Raw genomic sequence first — 17,438 nt, forward strand, 5'->3', positions numbered from 1 at the left:
AAAATGTTGCATCCCAGAGTAAAACAGAAAAAAGGAGTCTAGCGTTCAATAAAGAACGCTAGACTCCTCCTATTCAAAAAAATTTTTAAAACCAATTGGTGCCACTATTTCATTTTGTACGTATTATCGCTCGTGCGCTATTCCTAGTGGTAGATTATATCGTTTTGTACGAGCACCTAGATTATTTTTTGTCTGAATCTCTTCCAATGAAATTTTTATTTGTGTTTCTCCAGATGATTTCCATGGAGATAATCGTTCATAAAGAGAGTCTGGTGATGGCTGAGTTAGCCCTTTTAGATTTTCATAAATCGGTTTATGTTTTTTCTCTCTCGATGAATCTTTAATTTCTGCATAAATCGTTTCTGGTACTTTATTTTGTGGTTTGGTGCCTTTGCCTAGTGCATCCAAATCAAGTTCTGCATAGGCTACCTCAACTTCTTCAAGTTGTACAGTTACAGTCTGAATTCTTTCTCCCAGTTGTTTTGGAGAATGGCTCCTTCTATTTTCCTGGCTTTTTTTAGCTGCTGCTAATAACATTTTGCACGTTTCTTCTTTTTGTCGTCTAGACATTCCTTTAGATCTATCTTCTCTTCTATAACTAACCGTTGTTTCTTTTCTTTGCGGATGACCTACTTTTTCTTTTTTTTTTCTTGGATCCAAGACTTCAACGAATTTACTAAATTTCCCCATATATAAATACTCCTATCTTTAGTATTTCTAATTTAGATTTATTATATATAGAAAGACCTAATAAAAAGGAAATTTCTTCATTTTTTACTGACTATAGAATATTTTGGTAAGGAATAGCCAAGTGAAAAAGCAAAACAACAAGAATATTCGTTTACTTTTTTACTTGACTCTTCTATTATCTAACGTTTGCAATTCTTAGTTTCGATATCTACCTTTTAGCGTATACGTATCTAAGACATAGCCTTCCATTTTTTTAAATAGTTCATGAAACATAAAACCATCTTCTAATTCTAATAATGTGTCTAACGCATAGACATGCAATTCATAAGTGTGGGGTTCATTGGGTGGTGCCATTCCACCATAACAAGCAGATAATTTTTTGTCTTGCTGTCCGCCTTGAATACTAATCCAACTATTTAGTCCTTGGACAAAATCATTAGCTGTTTGACTTTCATTTTCTGCTATCTTCGTTCGTGTAATATTGGCAGCTACCCAATGAACCCAAGAAAATCCTCCACTAATTGGGCAGGCATCCTTGTCTTCTAAAAAAAGAGCAAAACTTTTTGTTCCTTTTGGCACATCAAAAATCTCAAAAGGAAGGGAATAACTTGGGATCCCATTTTCATTAAAATACGTCCCATATTTTCCATATTTATCGTCAATGATACCATTGACAATTCCTTGACTAATCACATACATTTAACAACATCCTTTCGCTAATTATGGTACTTATAGTATAATAGAGCAGTTTTACTACGTAAATTACCCACAAATTTGTAAGTAACCTTCATACGCAGACTCGAAAGCCATTCTATTGTTTTCTTTCAATTTCTGTACCAATCTCTTGCATGATTGTCAATGCTTGGAGGATTTTTTTGCCATAGTGTTCGGTTAAAAAATAATCCGTTTTCAAAGGATAGCCTGACGCTACTTCTTTATCAACAAATCCATCCATCTGTAATTCTTTTAGATGTTCCAATAACATTTTTTGTGAAATACCTTCGATATCGCGTTGTAATTGCGCTAGTGTTGTTTTCCCTAGTCGTAGACGCCATAAGATAATGGGTTTCCATTTTCCACGAATCATATCGTGAACTAGCTCTAAAGGGCAAGTATATTTTTTTCTTCGTTTCATCCCATTACCTCTTTCATATATAAAATTTTTTGTTGCATGGCTTCTATGTAACTTGAATGAATCACATGCCAACAAATATTCCAAATAATCTATACGTCTCGAGTTGCTTACCTTACTACTTGAGATTTCCGTAATAAAGAATTTGATGGTACCTTTATTGGCCCTCGATATCCCTCTTTAATGGTGTAATTTGCTTGACGCATTTTTTGGCTCAATGGTTGTTTTTTTGAATGCTCCTGCTTAAATAATTCGATTTCTTTTTGCATTTCTTTGATTTTTGATTTCTTATTCGCAGAAACTTCCCCTGATTTGAAATTTAAATGAAGTAGTTTTTCTTGTAATTTTTTTTCCTTCTGTTCCAATTGTTTGATTTCTTTTAATATTTTTTTCCTTAAATGACCCTCCGGATCTTTTTTTTCTTTAAAAATTAGCTGATTTAATGATTTTTTTTGATTATTTTTTGGCGGATGAAACGATTTAATATAAGTGGATTGTTCGATTTTTTCTGTTAAAGTCAACCGTTTATTTTGATAAGTTCTTTTTTTATACATCAAAAGATCACAGTGCGTATATTTCAGTGATACTGGCGTACGAACTATTTTTTCTGACAGCGGCAGGTTAAGGGAGAGACCTCGTAAAGATAGCTTGTAATGAATATTTTCTTCTAATTGTTGTGATAACATTTGAAGAAGTTCCTGTATTTGTGCTTTACTTTGATTTTGTATTTCGCCAGGAGAAAGTTTTGCTTTCGCAAAATTAGCATGCAATCGATGGACGTCATAAGACATCATAATTTTATTCAATCCGGCTTTGTTTTGATCGATTACTCGCTCTGTTACTTGATTGGTTGCCTCATTTACCAATTTTCTCAGCTTATTTTTATTGGTTCCCTTATGAGCCTTTTGATTGATGGCCTTCACTACTTCGTCCATACATTGATCCGCAAATCGTAAAGATTTTTGGATGTCTTTTTCTTCAATCTGCAAAGGTAACTGTTTGATTGAAGCTGATTTTCCCTGTTCAAAAGTAGCTAAAAGAAAAATCAGCTTTCGATAATTCGATTTTCTTAGTAAATTGAGTTCTACTGCATTCGTGTAGAAACTAACTAGTTGATTTTTAATGATTGGATCCATTCTATTCACCTTTCTTGGTAAAGCTAAATTTTGTTAACAAGATGAGATTATAGAGAAGGAGTAACTGACTGTCTAATCTCTTTTTTTCATTCTTGTAGAAAGAGAACAAAAAAAACGAAAAATAGTATTTTTTAGCAATTTAGTTTTTTTTTTTACTTAATCGGAAGCTAGGTGTCGCAAATCAATCATCGACTAACAAGCATTCATTGAAAAAATATTTTTCTCCGCTTATCAAAGCTATGCAACCTAATCTACAAACGAGAGAACTAAAAAAGTTGATTTCTAGTCTTTCACATCAAAAAAACTGAAAAACTTGAAAATATCTTTGTCTTTTTCAAGTTTTCCAGCTCTATACCTCTAGGCTTGTACTTTATTTAATTTTTCTACTATAACAAATCCACGAATACGTGATTATTTCTTATGGTGCAGATGTTAAGTTCCATTCAATCGTTGCTTGATACTCTCCTTTAGCGACTTTTTCAACAGCAGGAATCTCTAAAGTGACGTCTTCTAAATTGTAATCGTAGACGCCATCCATCATTGAACCTTCTCCATACATCACCACCGAAGGAACGGTCTCAATCTTAACCTGGGACATCCCAGTCACCGTTTGATTTCCTGATAACTCTTTGAGATCAGTCATGGCATCAAATTCTTTTGACCCATCATTGGTATTTTTGGTAATTTCTCCCGTATCGTTCGTTGTCTGGATAAAGGCTCCGACAATCGGTTGGCTAAGCCACTTGAGTTTCGCTGTCAATGTCCATGGACTATTAGTTGTTCGTTGGTCAAGCACGCCCACATTAAAAGATTCTTTTTTCTTGATTGGGATACTTTGTTCGCCTTCTTTCTTTAGAATTGTAGCATCAGTTTTAAAGTTCCTTGGAAAATAAGCGATACCAAACGAGTCATAAATATACTCTACCTTGTGATTATCACTAGCAGAAAAGATTGAGTCTTTTTTCCAGCTAGCAGTATAGACAGTATCTAATAAATCGAATACAGTTCCTTCACTTTTGTTTTGCTTGGCTTTCCATCCATTAAATTCATACCCACTACGTATAGGAACATTTGCTTCTTTAAACGCTTCGAAGGTTGCTAACTGAATCTGTTCTAACGTCACCGCACAGGAATTAAAATACTGTTTTACAGTAGTTGTGCTCGTTGTACCGTCAATAAAAACACCACCATTTGCTTCCAATTTAGGTGACATATGTGGTACTCGATGATCGGTTGTAAAATTATAGTGTAATAATTGTGAATCTTTTGTAACCAATACTAATGGCTTCTGTTGATAAACAAAAAACATAAATCCTTTGTCCGTCACATTCGTTAGATCAAAACTTGACAAATCAATCTTTTGTAAACTATCACATTCATTAAACATTCGATTCATATTCGTTGCTGCATTCGTATCAATACCAGTTAAATCAACATTTACCAGTTTTTTACAATTCGAGAACATTCGTGAAAAATCTCTGATTCCTTCTGTATCTAATCCTCTAAGATCAACATTGGTTAAATTGGGGAAGTTTTCAAAGGAGCTTTTTAGCGTTTTATTCTGTAAAGCGACGTTGCCAGTGCCTTTTTGGCTAATCGAAAAGCTCCTAATATCTTTTGGCAAAACACTGTGATTAATTGCTTTTAATTGTACAGGTAATCCATTCATCATTTTCGGAACCTCAACATCTTTAGACGAGCCAATATACTTTGTTAAAATAACATAATTATCAGTTTCAGTATAATCCCAATCCTGCTGAACTTTAGAAATTTTTCCGGACTCGTCAATTTTATAATTGATCGTTACTTGCCCTACTACCGGTTTTAACTGATCATCATTTAAATGCAAACGACTTGATTCAGCATGAGTCATTGTGATCACTGTACCCGGTTTTAAGGTCCATTGTATGCTCTCATTCGTCAGATTTTCAGTCCCTTTAATTTTACGGTCGTATAGTACTGTTCCATCATCTTCTTTAATTTTAAGAGAAAAATAAACAGACTCTCCATAATAAGAATGGGGCTGACTACTCTTTGTCGTAAAGACGAAACGGTTGGTTCCATCTTCAAAGTAGCGGATATGTCCAAATGTAGCATCGGCTAAACCTTTTGCTAGCCATTGTTTGAACATATTTTGAGCTTTTTCAATTAATTCCATATTCACTTCTTTTCGTGGGCCATCAGCTAATTCAGCTACTAATACGTTGGCCTGATCAATTTGCTCTTGCATCAAATCAGGTGATAATGTCGTATATTTTTTTGTTTCATAAAGTTCTTGTACTCTATTTAAAATATAGTTATCAATTGCGGTGATTTCAACTATCCCGTCTTCTTTTACATAGAGATACTGTTGATCAAAAATAATCTGCCCTTCACTTGCTTCAATCGTGTACACGCCATTCGGCATGTTTTCAAGAGTGACTTGATTTCCTTGGACCGTTACTTCTTTAACAACTTCTTGCCCATTTTTTAAACGTAAAGTAGCATTTTGAAGTAGTTCACTATTTTTAATATTAACGGTAATTTGACTGGTCAAATTCAATTTTTGTAGTTCTTGGTTCGTTACCAGTGTCAGTTGTGAGTCAAGATCATTAGTTAAACCTAACATTTGTAGCGCTTGTTCGATTTGTCTATCTGGAACTACTTGTGTTACCATCGCAACAGGCTGACTGTCATTTTTCAAAAAATGGTTTGCTGTTTGATCATTGACAGTTAATCCTAACAATTCGAAATATGGCACCAAATTATATTTTTGATACTGATACCCAAATTCAATAAACAGCTGGACAAGGTCATTGACTGTTTTACCTTCATTTGCTAATTTACGATGATACTTGTTAAATGCAGCAAAGCCTTCTTGACCAAATCGTTCTACTAAAATCATAAATAAAAGTAGTTTTTCTTGGTAACCTTGCTCATTATAAGCGACACGATTTTCTAATAGACTTGTTTTTACATTGTTTATTAACCCTTGTTTATTATTTCTAAAAAGCCAACTGTCTTTAATGAAATTCGTTAAATACTTTTGTTGATAATACGTGCCATAAACATTATTTAACACATCTACTACGGCCATTTCTTTACTTGGCACTTCATAGCCATGAGCAATTTCATGGATTGACAGCCAATTGATGGAGAGATACGAAGACATACTCGTTGAATTTTGCGCTGTCCAGTTTCCTCCATAGTAAGCAGCACCTGCACCGTTAGCATCAGCTTTGATGAAATAGCGTTGTTTTTCTTCTTCATGAATCGGATCTAAACTATTGGTAGCCAGCCCTGTTAGCTCATCAATTAATTGAAAAACTTGATCATCATATTCATGAACTAAATTAGAAAGATCAATACTTTTTACAGTGTTGAAATCATTTACCGGGATCAACATTTGGAATTTCCGTCCCTTAACGACTGCAAAACTTGCTCTGCTTTGCGACCAGTTTGCTAAGAAATCAGCAATCTGTGTTTGGTTATCATAAGTTGGGATTTTTTTAGCTACCCCTTGAACAATTTTTAATTCAATTTTTGGTTGTTCATTCGTTTGCGTGTTGGTATAAGGTGTTTCAATGTAGGGCACTAATGAAGTAGCTACATCGATTGTTGTCCACTCTTTCGAGATTGTCTTCGACATTTCCAATTTTGAATCATTTCCCAACAAACGTAATGTCACATTATTTGAATACTGATCATTGGCCTGTCTTACTTGGATCTGTGTCTGCCCCTCTAAGACAATCCCTAAGTCTTGGCGATCATGATTTGCAGCCATTCTACGCCCTTCATTTAAAAGATGAGTAGGCTGTGGTAATGTGAATATTTCTTGAGTTAGAATCTGATTATTTTGAATCACTTCTCCTAATTGATTGATTAATTGTTGAGCTTTTTCTAATAATTGTAGCAATCCTTGTTTTTCTTGTTCCTCTATTTCATAGTCATCATTCGTTAATTTCTGTTTCAGTTCATTGATTTTAACTTGATTGGCTGATTCTGATAATTCTACTTGTTCTTCGTTCTCAAAAAGAGCATCTACTTGTTCATTTAAATACACACTATCCGTAATATTCTTTAAGGTATAATTGGCTGCTAAGTGATAATTAAAAGTTTTAATGTCTACATCTTTTGATTTAAAATTTGTATCTGACACTACAAAGCGATTTTTTGGCTCAGCATGATAAATAGTTAGTTGATCGCCTTCTTTAAAAGAAATTTCTTCTGTTTGATTCGATAACCATTCATCCCCTTTAATGACTTTCGTATAGGTTTCAGTCCCTTGACTCGTTACTTTCAGAGATACATATGTGCTTGTTCCAAATCCAGAATGAGCTTGTCCACCTTTTAACGTCAGCAATAACTTTCCTTCTTTGGTGAATTGTAGTGTACCAAAATTTCGATTACCTATACCTAAGAAATCAAAGGTAAGGGTTGCTGTTGCTTTTTCACTGACTTCTACTATTCCAGTGTTTCTACCTTCATTATTAACTATCTCCTCCTGCTCAGCGATATCAGTCACAAATTCCTCGTTCGTATCACTTGTATCTTCTTGATCAATGGTTTTTACATGTATATTTTCAGGCAAATCATCACTTACTTCTAGTTCTTCAGAACTTGACATTCCTGTCATTTGAGTATTTTCTCCATTTGAGCCATTCTCGATTGACACACTGTTTATATCTGTTTTTTCTTGAAGCGCTTCTTCCTTGATCATCGACACCTTAGGGCTATTTAAACTCTCTTGTGCATATATGGTAACCATAGGTGAGATAAACAAATTAGCCGTAGCGAATAATGCAATTGATTTATACTTTTTGTTCATTTTTCCCCTCTTTATCTTTTCAGATTATTTTCTCCAGAGTCCTACACATCAATTATAATTGCTGATTGATCATAAAAAGATAGATAATTCCAAGAACAACCGTCGCTATCACTAAAATAAGGACCAACGCATTGATGGAAAGATTTCTCTTACTTTCATTCACTATCAAGTTATTTTTGTAGTCACTAAGTAATAGAAAAATATTTCCAATTAGTAAACAGCCTCCTATTCCTAAGAATAAAATTGGTTGTTCATACATTTTTATGCTCCTTCCTTCTTTGCTTTTTCCATAATAAAGCACTAACTATTAGTAAAATACCTCCTATCCATCTTGATAACTCATTGATTTTTGTACCTGTCTCAGGAAAATTTGATGCTTGCGATACGAGACTAGGCTGATAGTTTTCCGTTATTGAAGAGGAATTATTGATATTTTGTGTCTTATCTGTCAAAACAATTTCTTCTCTATTTTGGTCAAAAAACATAGTTGCTGAAGTATTAGACGTATTCAAAGAACTTGCAGTTTGTTCATTCGATGACACATCTACTTCTTCAGTCCCTGTAGTTCCATTACTCTCTTCCACATGTCCTCCTCCAGGTAGTTGTTCTGGATTAGGTTTAATGGGACGAACAAAGGTCACTTCGACTTCAGTCTCTGCTTTTTGACTTGCGTCAGCTTGGACTGCGAACATTGGCAACAGGAAACTACCTAGTAAAATGCACCGAATAATTATTTTCATCTTTTCTACCTCACTTTTTTTTTTCTCAAAATCAAATAAACAGTTCCTAGTATACTCATACCAATTGTTCCATAAGAAGCAATGTGCAACCACTCTGGAATTGTCACTTTATAAACAGATTTTTTGTTTAATGTATCTGCCTGCTTTTTACTGATTGTGAATTCCTTTTCCAATGTCCAGTTTTTTCCATTTGCGGATACTTCCCCCTTGAATATATATACCCCTGGCTTTAAGTTCGCTTTTTGCCAATCTAGCTGAAAAGGATAGACTGAATATGGAGCAATATTCACAAATTCATTTGTAACCTGCTTTATAACTTTTTGATTTTTTTTATTGATGACCGTTCCTTGGACTTGAGCATCTGCAAAGATGTATGGATGTGGATTTAAAAAATTTGCTTCAACAATTTTTTTCCCATCTACTAGTTTTGCTTGAATACTCTCTAATTCGACGGAAATATGCTTATTTATATCTACTTTTTTTTCATTTGTAAGAACTAATCCTAAAGTATAACTATATCTATTTTCTAAGGAAATCTGTTCAGCTGTTTGATTTTCTGTTGATTTCTCAGAAACTACAATGCCACCAATAATCACACCAGATAGTTTCTCTTCAGGCATTGTTAGTTTGATTTCTGTTTCGATTTCGCTTGATGGTGGTACAGTTACTTCTTTTTGACTAACTTCTGCGAGAGAAGTTAAAGAGTACTTCAATGAAGTATGTTCTGGCAATCCCCCAGTATAATCAAGTAAACCATTACTATTCGTAGCCGCATTGGTCAGTTTTACAAATAGTGTTTTTTCTTCAGAAGAAGTATTGATCAATTTTACCTTGACTGTATCACTTGCACCTATCTCTTCATGCAAATAAAAGTAACCGAGAGTAGGATCAAGCTGATTAGGATTAGGTATACCTTCAATGGTGTATCCTCCTAAATCACCAGCAGCTACTGACTGAGTTCCTAAAGAAAACAATAAGCAGATCAAGCTTACGAATTTCCAAATCTTGTTCACTTCATTTTTCCTTTCATCATTTTCTGTTTTACTTAGTAAAACTTATTAATTTATGTGACCTAAGGCGCTTTCTCTAAATTCCATTGTAACGACGAATAGGAATAATCTCCCATTTGAATATGACGCACATCAGCAATCTTTAATTTGACTTCACCAAGTTCGTAGTCATAGACATCATTATGAACTTCTCCCGCTTTTCCTTCCATGACAAGTGCTTCTGTTTGGCCCACTGAAATGTTTTTAGAAGCTGAGACTACATCTAAAGGAGCAGCAAATAATTGTGCTGTCATTGTATCTCCTTGGTTTACTTTAACCTCACCCGTCCCATTGCCTATTTCAATTGTGACACCTGCTTGCGCAGTTAAAGAACCTTTTAGTCCAACCTTTAACGCCCATCCAGCTGTATCTCGATTTTTAGCTTTCACACCAACATGAAACTTACCATCCCCATTTTTTGGTAATTTAGCAAAAACCTCTTGTTCACCTTTTTCTTTTAAAGTGACTTGACCAAAATTAAAGACATCCGGTTGGTAAGCTAACCCAAAGGCCGATTGTAACTGATTGTTTCTATTTCCTGGATTATCTGGATCTGAACTAGCAACATTAGATGAAGCAGAAGGCGGAGCAGGTGTGTCTCCTCCATTTTCAGACGTAGTAATATGCACATTTAATGATGTTTCTTCTTTGTTTTCTTCTGCATTGATGGAAACTCCATTTAGTACTATTAAGATCAATAGCCCTAACAAGTACAGACTCCTATTCATTTTTTGCTCCTTTCTTTTATCCATTTATTACATGATAGCAAACTCAATATTATCTTTTTTTTTTTTTTCTAAAAAAAAACGGTTTTTATCTTTTACTTTTTTTTAGAGTGATAGACTTTAGATAATTGATGCAATCTTTTTATATAACTATCTACTTTTCCTACTTTCCATACTAATAATTTTTTCAAAATGAAAGTTGCATCAATTAACAAAGAAAGAATTCAGAAGTGAAAACTCTGAAAATAATGAGGTTTGGACAGAAATCTTTAGCCTTGAGAAATAAGGCGTTATCCACAAAATTTGTTGATCAATTTTGTAGATAACGCCTTATTTTTATAATTTAGGTACAACTTCTACTTGAAAATAAAATCTTTCATACTACTTATATCATTTCATTTCCAATTTTGCATCAATTAATATAATTAACTCAGATACTCTAGTTGAAAAAAGAAGTCCAACAACTAAGAAATAGAGTAAGAAGCAGATCATAACTTCGTCCGAAGAATTATAACAAACTGGCTATGATAGTTAAACAATTTTCAGTATACAATTAATAAAATGCCCTATATTCTAAAAAACGAGCCCACATCACAAAGCTAGAATACTATAAACTATCTTCTAAATATTGTCTTCTCTAAAATACAAGAGCCTTTTGTTTTAAGTTTATCAACACTCAAATAAATACTTATTCTAAAAGAGAAATTACTCTTTCTAACATAGAATTAAAAATAAATTTAGAGAATTCATTAATTCATGGATGACTAACAGTTCATCAAGCCAGGATTCACTATTTTTTAATTAATCAATTTTAATATATGCATTATACATAAGCAAAAATAGGATACTTTCAACTAAATAATATTGTTTTAGATAAGGGGATATAAGCTTATCCATTTATTATAATGTTCATTTTTTCTCATCCACTGCGTTTAATTAACAAATACTAATTAACATAAAGCAAACGTTTTTTTTATTTGATATGTAAAAATGAAGCAGATTATCTTGAATATCTTACTAAGCAATTTAAAACTAGTTTTTTTACTATTTAGAAACCTCTATCAAAAAAAAAAAAAAAAAAGAATTTTTGATTGTTATATCTATCAGTTTTTTTTTTTACTTTATGATATAACTATCCTGTTTATTTATACTTTTATATTTCCTGTAATCCGTTATTTAAATAGAAAGAATTCATTTCCCAGGTATATCCTTAACATCTTGGAATTTAGAGATCTTTCTATAGTAAATGATTGATAAAAATCGTAAAGAAAGGTGGCTTTTTTCATTATTACTTCAATGGAGAATACTTTTATTTAATTAATAATTTTTTTATTAATTCTTTTGACACGAATATTTATGTTAAAAAAGGAAACAAATAAGAAGGGTATAAACAAAAAATGTATCTTCCTTGTCTACCATTTTAGCAGGTCCCCTAGCTAAAATTTCAATAATTTACTTTTGTACCAACCTAATTCTTCAAATTTCATAATAGCTAAAAGAAAATGAATCTTCTTTTAGCTATTATGAAAAAAATTTTTTATTTATAATTAAAGTTTCAATAACGGGAAGAATCATACTTAGCTTTTAATAAGAAATAATAGATAGATGAAACTATTTACAACGAAAGGATGAAATAAAAATGTCAAAAAAATTAGCTTATCTTCTGGCAGTTCTATTATTTATCATGGGTATCTTAGGTATCTTATATTATTTTTATCCTGGTTCCCCTGAGAATCAAGAGCAAAAAACTACTTCTACTGATTTCTTTGATCCAGAAATTAAAAATAATACACTAGCTGTCGGACCTAAAGAAGATATTATGATTGTCGGTAAGAGTGATAGTCAAGAAATCATCATCTATGATTTAAAGACCAAGAAAAAAATCAAATCATTAGATGGATTCCTTTCTCCTAGAAACATTGCTTTTTCGAAAGACAGTAGTTCTTTTTTTGTTTCCGATAGTTCCTTAGGAAGTATCCAAGAATTTGATGCTATGACGTTTGAGCGTATTGCAAATTATCAAATGAAAAAAGGAGTTTTTGGCTTTGCTTTAACTAAAGATGGTAAAAAGATCATCGCCAATAATCAAGCAGAAAATTCCGTCACGATTCTTGATCTCGATACGAAAAAACAAGAAATCATTCCTGGTTTTTCTGGCCCACGACAAGGCATTTTGATTGATTCGACAGATAGTTATGCTTATGTCACAAATTTTCAATCGGATGATGTCAAAGTACTAGACTTGAAAACCAAAGAAATCGTCAATACATTGAAAAATATTCCTAAAGTACGTGCTATCTCATTAGATGAAAAAAATAATCTTTTATACGGTGCTTCAAGTAGTAATAATTCTATCAATGTCGTGGATTCTGCTACAGGGGATCTCTTACATCAAATCCCAGTTGGTCAAGAACCATATGGTTGTGTTTTATTACTAGATAAAAATCTGATTTTAACAGGAGACAAAGGTAGTAATCAGGTATCAGTCATTGATTTGACTACTAACAAAGTCATTCGAACTATCAACGGATTAAAAGCTCCACGGCAGGCTATTGCCGTTAGCCAGACAGATAATCAAGCATATGTATTGAATGAAGATCTTTCTGTCTCGATCATTGATTATCAAAAAGGTATCATTTTAGATACAATAACATCCTAAAACAAAAGAAGATTCTAGAATATCTAGTGTTGATGGAAAACATTTCAATTTTCCATCAACACTTTTTTATGAAATAAGAGATAGCCAAATTGAGCGAATAAAGTCGACTAAAACAAACTCATCACAAAAAAGGTATCTCCATAAAATATCCTAGTAAAAATCACTCGGTTTAACAGATAAAAATATCCTTTTACCTACAAATTAACTTTCTAAAAAAAGGTAGCTATAATTTATAGGACTGATGAATCAGAATTGATTCTTCAGCTCCATTTTCATTTTAGATATTAAAAAACATATCGTTCTCTAGTATGATTAAATCACCATAAAATAAACAACAGAGAGGGCGATATGCTATATGAATGATTCCATTAAAAAATGCTGAGATTAATAGAGAAAGATTTAATGATTACAAAGATCTCTTACGAGACCTTTCAGAAAGAAAAAAGTTGATCGTCAATGCTGTTCTCTCGCTAGCTCCCTATGCCTGTAGAAATTGTGGTTCTACTGTGGTAAATGGAAAAGTAAGTGTAGTGAAAAATGGGAAGAAGGAGATGATTGTCCGCTTTGAACAATAAAACCTATTGGCAAAACTTCCCGAAGGGTTAGATAAGGGCTTTCAGCAGAAGCTTAAAAACCATCTAACCTATGAAGAAGGCATATCACCAATGCGATGATCTATCCTTACTTCAATAGATAAATAGAATCAAAGAATGCCCACATGAGGACAATAAAACTATTATCCTACGGGTTTAAATTTTTTGAGAACATAAGTATTAGAATCTTTTTGATCAATCAAAGAAGGATAACAAAAAATCTGAGCCAGAATGAGGTTCATTCTGACCCAGATTTAATTTTTCGTAACTTATCAGTCCTTATTGACAAAGAGCCTATTTCTTTCAACGTCCAATAACTGAAAAAAGTTTAAGGAACCCAAAGAGACACTCTTTTACAATGCAAGAGCGTCTCTTTGATTTTTAATCAATAGTTAAAAGATTTTCTACTGACAGTAAAAGAATAAGGAATGTGGCGTTGATTCGTTGGAACGAAAGCCGCATAACTCGCGTATATAATATGGATAATCTTTTCTGGACAATTCTAAAATTTCTTCCTCACTTAAATAAGTGAAAATGCCATTTTCTTCTTTTGATAACAAAGAAAAAATAATTTGCAAGCGTGCATCAATTCCCAGAATCTCTGCGTGCTTTTCAAAAAAATTATCCCCATTTATACTATCAATTTCTTCTTGCATCACTAAGCATAGCTCCTCCACTTCCGCTTTAATCAAAGGAAATCTCAATGCTAAATAGTCCTTTTGACATTCTTGATGGAAGTAGGTGAAATAGTTTTGATGGTTCATTGTCTTCCTCTCCATTCTAAGTAGGTAAATGAACCAACTATAGTAAAATTATCCGCACTATAGTTAGTTCATTTCAGTATTTATCAGTTTATTAGGTTGGTGTATTTGTATTCTCAGTAAATGTATACGTTAATGTATCAGTATACTGTCCCTTTTCAGTTGCTTTTCCTGTTAATGTTGCAGTTCCTTCCTCTTCTTTAACAGTATCTCCTCCTTTCCCAAAATGTTTACTGATTTCCTGTTCTTGATCATTTGCAGTAAATTCAGCTGAATTATTTTCCATCTTTAGTTTATAACTAACTTCTTTATTATTATCATTTTTTAATTTATAACTATTTTGTGACTTTACTTTAGTTGTAACATCTAACTCTGTCCAGTCAGTATCTATATCGTATCCATTTATTCCTACAATTTGTACAGAAGCATCTGCTTCTTTCTTATTATCTGAGAAAGAAATTGCTGTTGGAATCACCATTCCATATTGAGCATTATTATCCGGTAATATGTTTCTATTATCATAGGTAACAGGAGTACTTCCATTTTGAATAGAATTGGTAGTTTGTGCATTCACAATAGTTCCTCCAATCAACACCGTCCCCAATATTGCCATTGTACTCATCATTTTTTTATTGATCATCGATTTTAATCTCCTTTTAGTTATTATTTTTTATTCAAACATAGTTGCCTATGTTAATCACAAAATTATTGACGTTCGATATAAAATTGAACATTTCCTTGCCAACGCCCTTTAGTTCGGTCGACTTTATCCGTTGGAGCAGTAAAAGTAACACTTAGCCCGTTTCCTTTGGTATTTGTTGTCGATAAATTACCTAAAGCTAATTGACCATTACTTGCTCCTATTTGATTGTTAGTTGCCGTTGCTGTCACAGTAAATTTATTGGAAGTATCTACAACATTCATCATTTCAAAAGTTTCATCCACAGAAACTTGGTAATTGACACCTGTAGCATTCCCATAGTTTGCGAAATATACTTCAGCTGTTGCTGAAAGTTGACTCGTATTGGTTGTATCTCGTTGTAAATCAATCCCTTTTGGAATGACTACAAAACCCGAAGCACCATTCGTTTCTGTTCGCTCTGGCGTATCATAACTCCAAGGATTTGAGGTTACCTCTAAGTTAAAGGTTTGTTCGATTGTCCCACTGGTATTTGTAAGCTTGAGAGTTGCTTGGTAGTTTCCTGATTTTGGATTCACTTTATCTAAAGTCGTATCAAGAACTATCTCTGCATCAGAAAGTTCCGAATTAGTCGTTCCAATTTCTTGAGCTAATTGTTCTTTGATTTTTTCTTTTAACGCAGTTTCCTCTAAGGAGACGATTTGAGTTTCTGATAAATTTACTTGATAATCTGTTGCTATCACTGTCACAGGATCTTTTTTTATTGTTACAGAAGTAACATGGTCAGCAGGTATGCGATATTTACCTGCAAAATCAACTTCTTGTAAATCTCCAGTAGAACTTTTTATCATTCTGGTTCTTTCAGTTCCCCCATAGGGTATTACTAAACAAGCTTCCCATTGAGGATTTGCATTGATCACCACACTAGAAGACAAAGTCACAGTCTGATCCTTTGTATTTACCGTTGCCTCGGGAAAATGGACAAAGCCTTCGACTTTTTTCCCATCAACTATTTTTTCCTCCATCTCTTCAATAGTTATTTTGGAATCAATTTTAGGCAACTTTATGCTTAAGCGATTAATAGTTGTTTTTCTCCCCCATGAATCTGTAACTGTATACTTGGTTGTCCAGCTACCTGAAACCACATCATCTGCTGGTTTATTTGCAATACTATAATTAATAGAACCTATTTTTTGTTTAATTATATAGCCATTAGGTTGATACACACCGTGTTCATTCCGATCATCTTTAAAAATCATATCAGAATAGATTGGAGCAGTTTCCAAGTCTCCGTCTGACCAATCTCCTTGGCCATATAGAGAATACAAAGGAATCTCTTGACCAGTGGCTGTAGGTGCTGAATTATAAATCTCCTTAAATCCTTCACTAGTGAGCTCATACACAGAATTTTGGAATTTTTCTTTTGGCACAGAACTAGTAGCATAATTGATAGTATTGATACCATCACTAGCAATTACAGGATTACCCAAGAAGTTAAATCTAGATTCTTGACACCAAATTTGAATCATATCCCCTTCTTCAAAATCAAATGTTGTCATTTGAGTCATTTGATTTTGTTGAACTTTGTCAGTTCCTTTAACTTCGAGTAACACGGTACCGCTATCTCCCAAAACAGCGTCTTTTTTATAAACTGTAATTCTATAATAAACACTTGAAAAATAGCTGTGCCAACTATAACCTGTAGCCATCAATTGAGCAGAAATATTATACGTTTCAGGATCAACTTTAAACTTTACTTTGTTTTCATTTCCTGAAACAGATATACCTCTTAATAATAGCTCTTGCGGATAACTTATCGCATTCTCTTCATTTACTGATGCCTTATTGCCTTCTTCCCTTTGACTATTTTTCTTAGTATTTTCTACTGTATTACTTGTTTCTGATTGCTCTTGACTCATATCAGTAGAAGAAATAATTTCTGAGGAGTCAGCACTTGAAGCTACATCGTTTGTTTCAGTCGTTGCTACTTCAACAGAAGCTTCAGCATTTTCTTCAGAATCGATAGGTAGTTGTTGTTCTGTACTGGCTGTCTCGGGTATTGGTTGGATTCCCTCGACTTGTATGGTCACTTGAGTAGTCTCTATTGTTTCTGAGTCAGTTGGAAGACTAGCATTATGACTCGCTAACAAAGAGATCGGACGATATGTTATCTTAAACTGATAATCACCATTCTCAGTTACATCATAATTCGAGGATTGATTAATAAAATTTCTATCATAAACAACTTCTCCATCATGTTCACTTGTAATCTTAACAATTTCATTCATTGGTTGATCGATGCTTTCTATGTCAAATACGATCCTTGCTTTCGTATGGTCTTCGTTATACACTACATTGAATTCAATCAATGGATCAGCTGTAATAGCTTCGACGATTTCTTTGATATGAAATGAACCAGCTGTCAGCAAAAGAATGGTTAACCACGCAATTCCTTGATAGAGATAATTCTTTTTCCTTTCCATCTTTTTCCTTTCCATCTTTTCCT

General features: G+C 33.3%; 13 protein-coding genes and 1 pseudogene. 2 read left to right on the plus strand and 12 right to left on the minus strand.

Going from position 1 to position 17,438, the window contains the following annotated elements:
- Positions 1–123: 123 nt before the first annotated feature.
- The 9 genes from IGJ95_RS11680 to IGJ95_RS11720 form a co-directional block, all read right to left on the minus strand.
- Positions 124–690, minus strand: a complete 567-nt coding sequence (locus IGJ95_RS11680; protein ID WP_062804733.1) for a hypothetical protein — start codon at positions 688–690, stop codon at positions 124–126.
- 195 nt (positions 691–885) lie between these two features.
- Positions 886–1,389, minus strand: a complete 504-nt coding sequence (locus tag IGJ95_RS11685) for a YbhB/YbcL family Raf kinase inhibitor-like protein (protein WP_062804732.1) — start codon at positions 1,387–1,389, stop codon at positions 886–888.
- Positions 1,390–1,501: 112 nt separating this feature from the next.
- Positions 1,502–1,825, minus strand: coding sequence for a winged helix-turn-helix transcriptional regulator (locus tag IGJ95_RS11690; protein ID WP_062804731.1), 324 nt, complete (start codon positions 1,823–1,825; stop codon positions 1,502–1,504).
- 107 nt (positions 1,826–1,932) lie between these two features.
- Entirely contained in the window at positions 1,933–2,745 is an 813-nt protein-coding gene (locus IGJ95_RS11695) for a hypothetical protein (RefSeq protein WP_438761931.1), read from the minus strand.
- 631 nt (positions 2,746–3,376) lie between these two features.
- Entirely contained in the window at positions 3,377–7,765 is a 4,389-nt protein-coding gene (locus IGJ95_RS11700; RefSeq protein ID WP_438761933.1) for a putative mucin/carbohydrate-binding domain-containing protein, read from the minus strand.
- A gap of 52 nt (positions 7,766–7,817) precedes the next feature.
- A complete protein-coding gene (locus IGJ95_RS11705; RefSeq protein ID WP_062804728.1) occupies positions 7,818–8,024 on the minus strand; it encodes a hypothetical protein in 207 nt (68 codons plus the stop codon).
- On the minus strand, positions 8,017–8,505 hold the full coding sequence (locus IGJ95_RS11710) for an LPXTG cell wall anchor domain-containing protein (protein ID WP_143352717.1): 489 nt from the start codon (positions 8,503–8,505) through the stop codon (positions 8,017–8,019). Before IGJ95_RS11710 ends, IGJ95_RS11705 begins: the two co-directional genes overlap by 8 nt.
- A gap of 5 nt (positions 8,506–8,510) precedes the next feature.
- Positions 8,511–9,479 carry a DUF916 and DUF3324 domain-containing protein gene (locus IGJ95_RS11715; RefSeq protein ID WP_438761935.1) on the minus strand — a complete coding sequence of 323 codons (969 nt, stop codon included), beginning with the start codon at positions 9,477–9,479 and terminating at the stop codon, positions 8,511–8,513.
- Between the two features lie 98 nt (positions 9,480–9,577).
- Complete coding sequence (locus tag IGJ95_RS11720; protein WP_143352718.1) at positions 9,578–10,282, minus strand: hypothetical protein; 705 nt, start codon at positions 10,280–10,282, stop codon at positions 9,578–9,580.
- 1,636 nt (positions 10,283–11,918) lie between these two features.
- On the opposite strand from IGJ95_RS11720, the gene IGJ95_RS11725 reads away from it, so the two are divergent.
- The gene (locus IGJ95_RS11725; protein WP_062804724.1) at positions 11,919–12,938 is read left to right on the plus strand and encodes a YncE family protein; all 1,020 of its coding nucleotides are present in this window, start codon (positions 11,919–11,921) and stop codon (positions 12,936–12,938) included.
- Between the two features lie 355 nt (positions 12,939–13,293).
- A pseudogene (locus tag IGJ95_RS11730) lies at positions 13,294–13,510 on the plus strand (ISL3 family transposase); the annotation flags it as partial.
- Positions 13,511–13,935: 425 nt separating this feature from the next.
- Here the strand turns inward: IGJ95_RS11730 and IGJ95_RS11735 are convergent.
- The 3 genes from IGJ95_RS11735 to IGJ95_RS11745 form a co-directional block, all read right to left on the minus strand.
- Complete coding sequence (locus IGJ95_RS11735) at positions 13,936–14,310, minus strand: DUF7006 family protein (RefSeq protein ID WP_438761938.1); 375 nt, start codon at positions 14,308–14,310, stop codon at positions 13,936–13,938.
- 76 nt (positions 14,311–14,386) lie between these two features.
- Complete coding sequence (locus IGJ95_RS11740) at positions 14,387–14,932, minus strand: hypothetical protein (protein WP_438761940.1); 546 nt, start codon at positions 14,930–14,932, stop codon at positions 14,387–14,389.
- Between the two features lie 65 nt (positions 14,933–14,997).
- Positions 14,998–17,430: a hypothetical protein gene (locus tag IGJ95_RS11745; protein ID WP_438761942.1), complete on the minus strand. Its 2,433-nt coding sequence runs from the start codon at positions 17,428–17,430 to the stop codon at positions 14,998–15,000.
- Positions 17,431–17,438 lie beyond the last annotated feature (8 nt).

The organism is Enterococcus sp. AZ156, assembly GCF_051714165.1.
Lineage (GTDB): Bacteria > Bacillota > Bacilli > Lactobacillales > Enterococcaceae > Enterococcus_B > Enterococcus_B pernyi.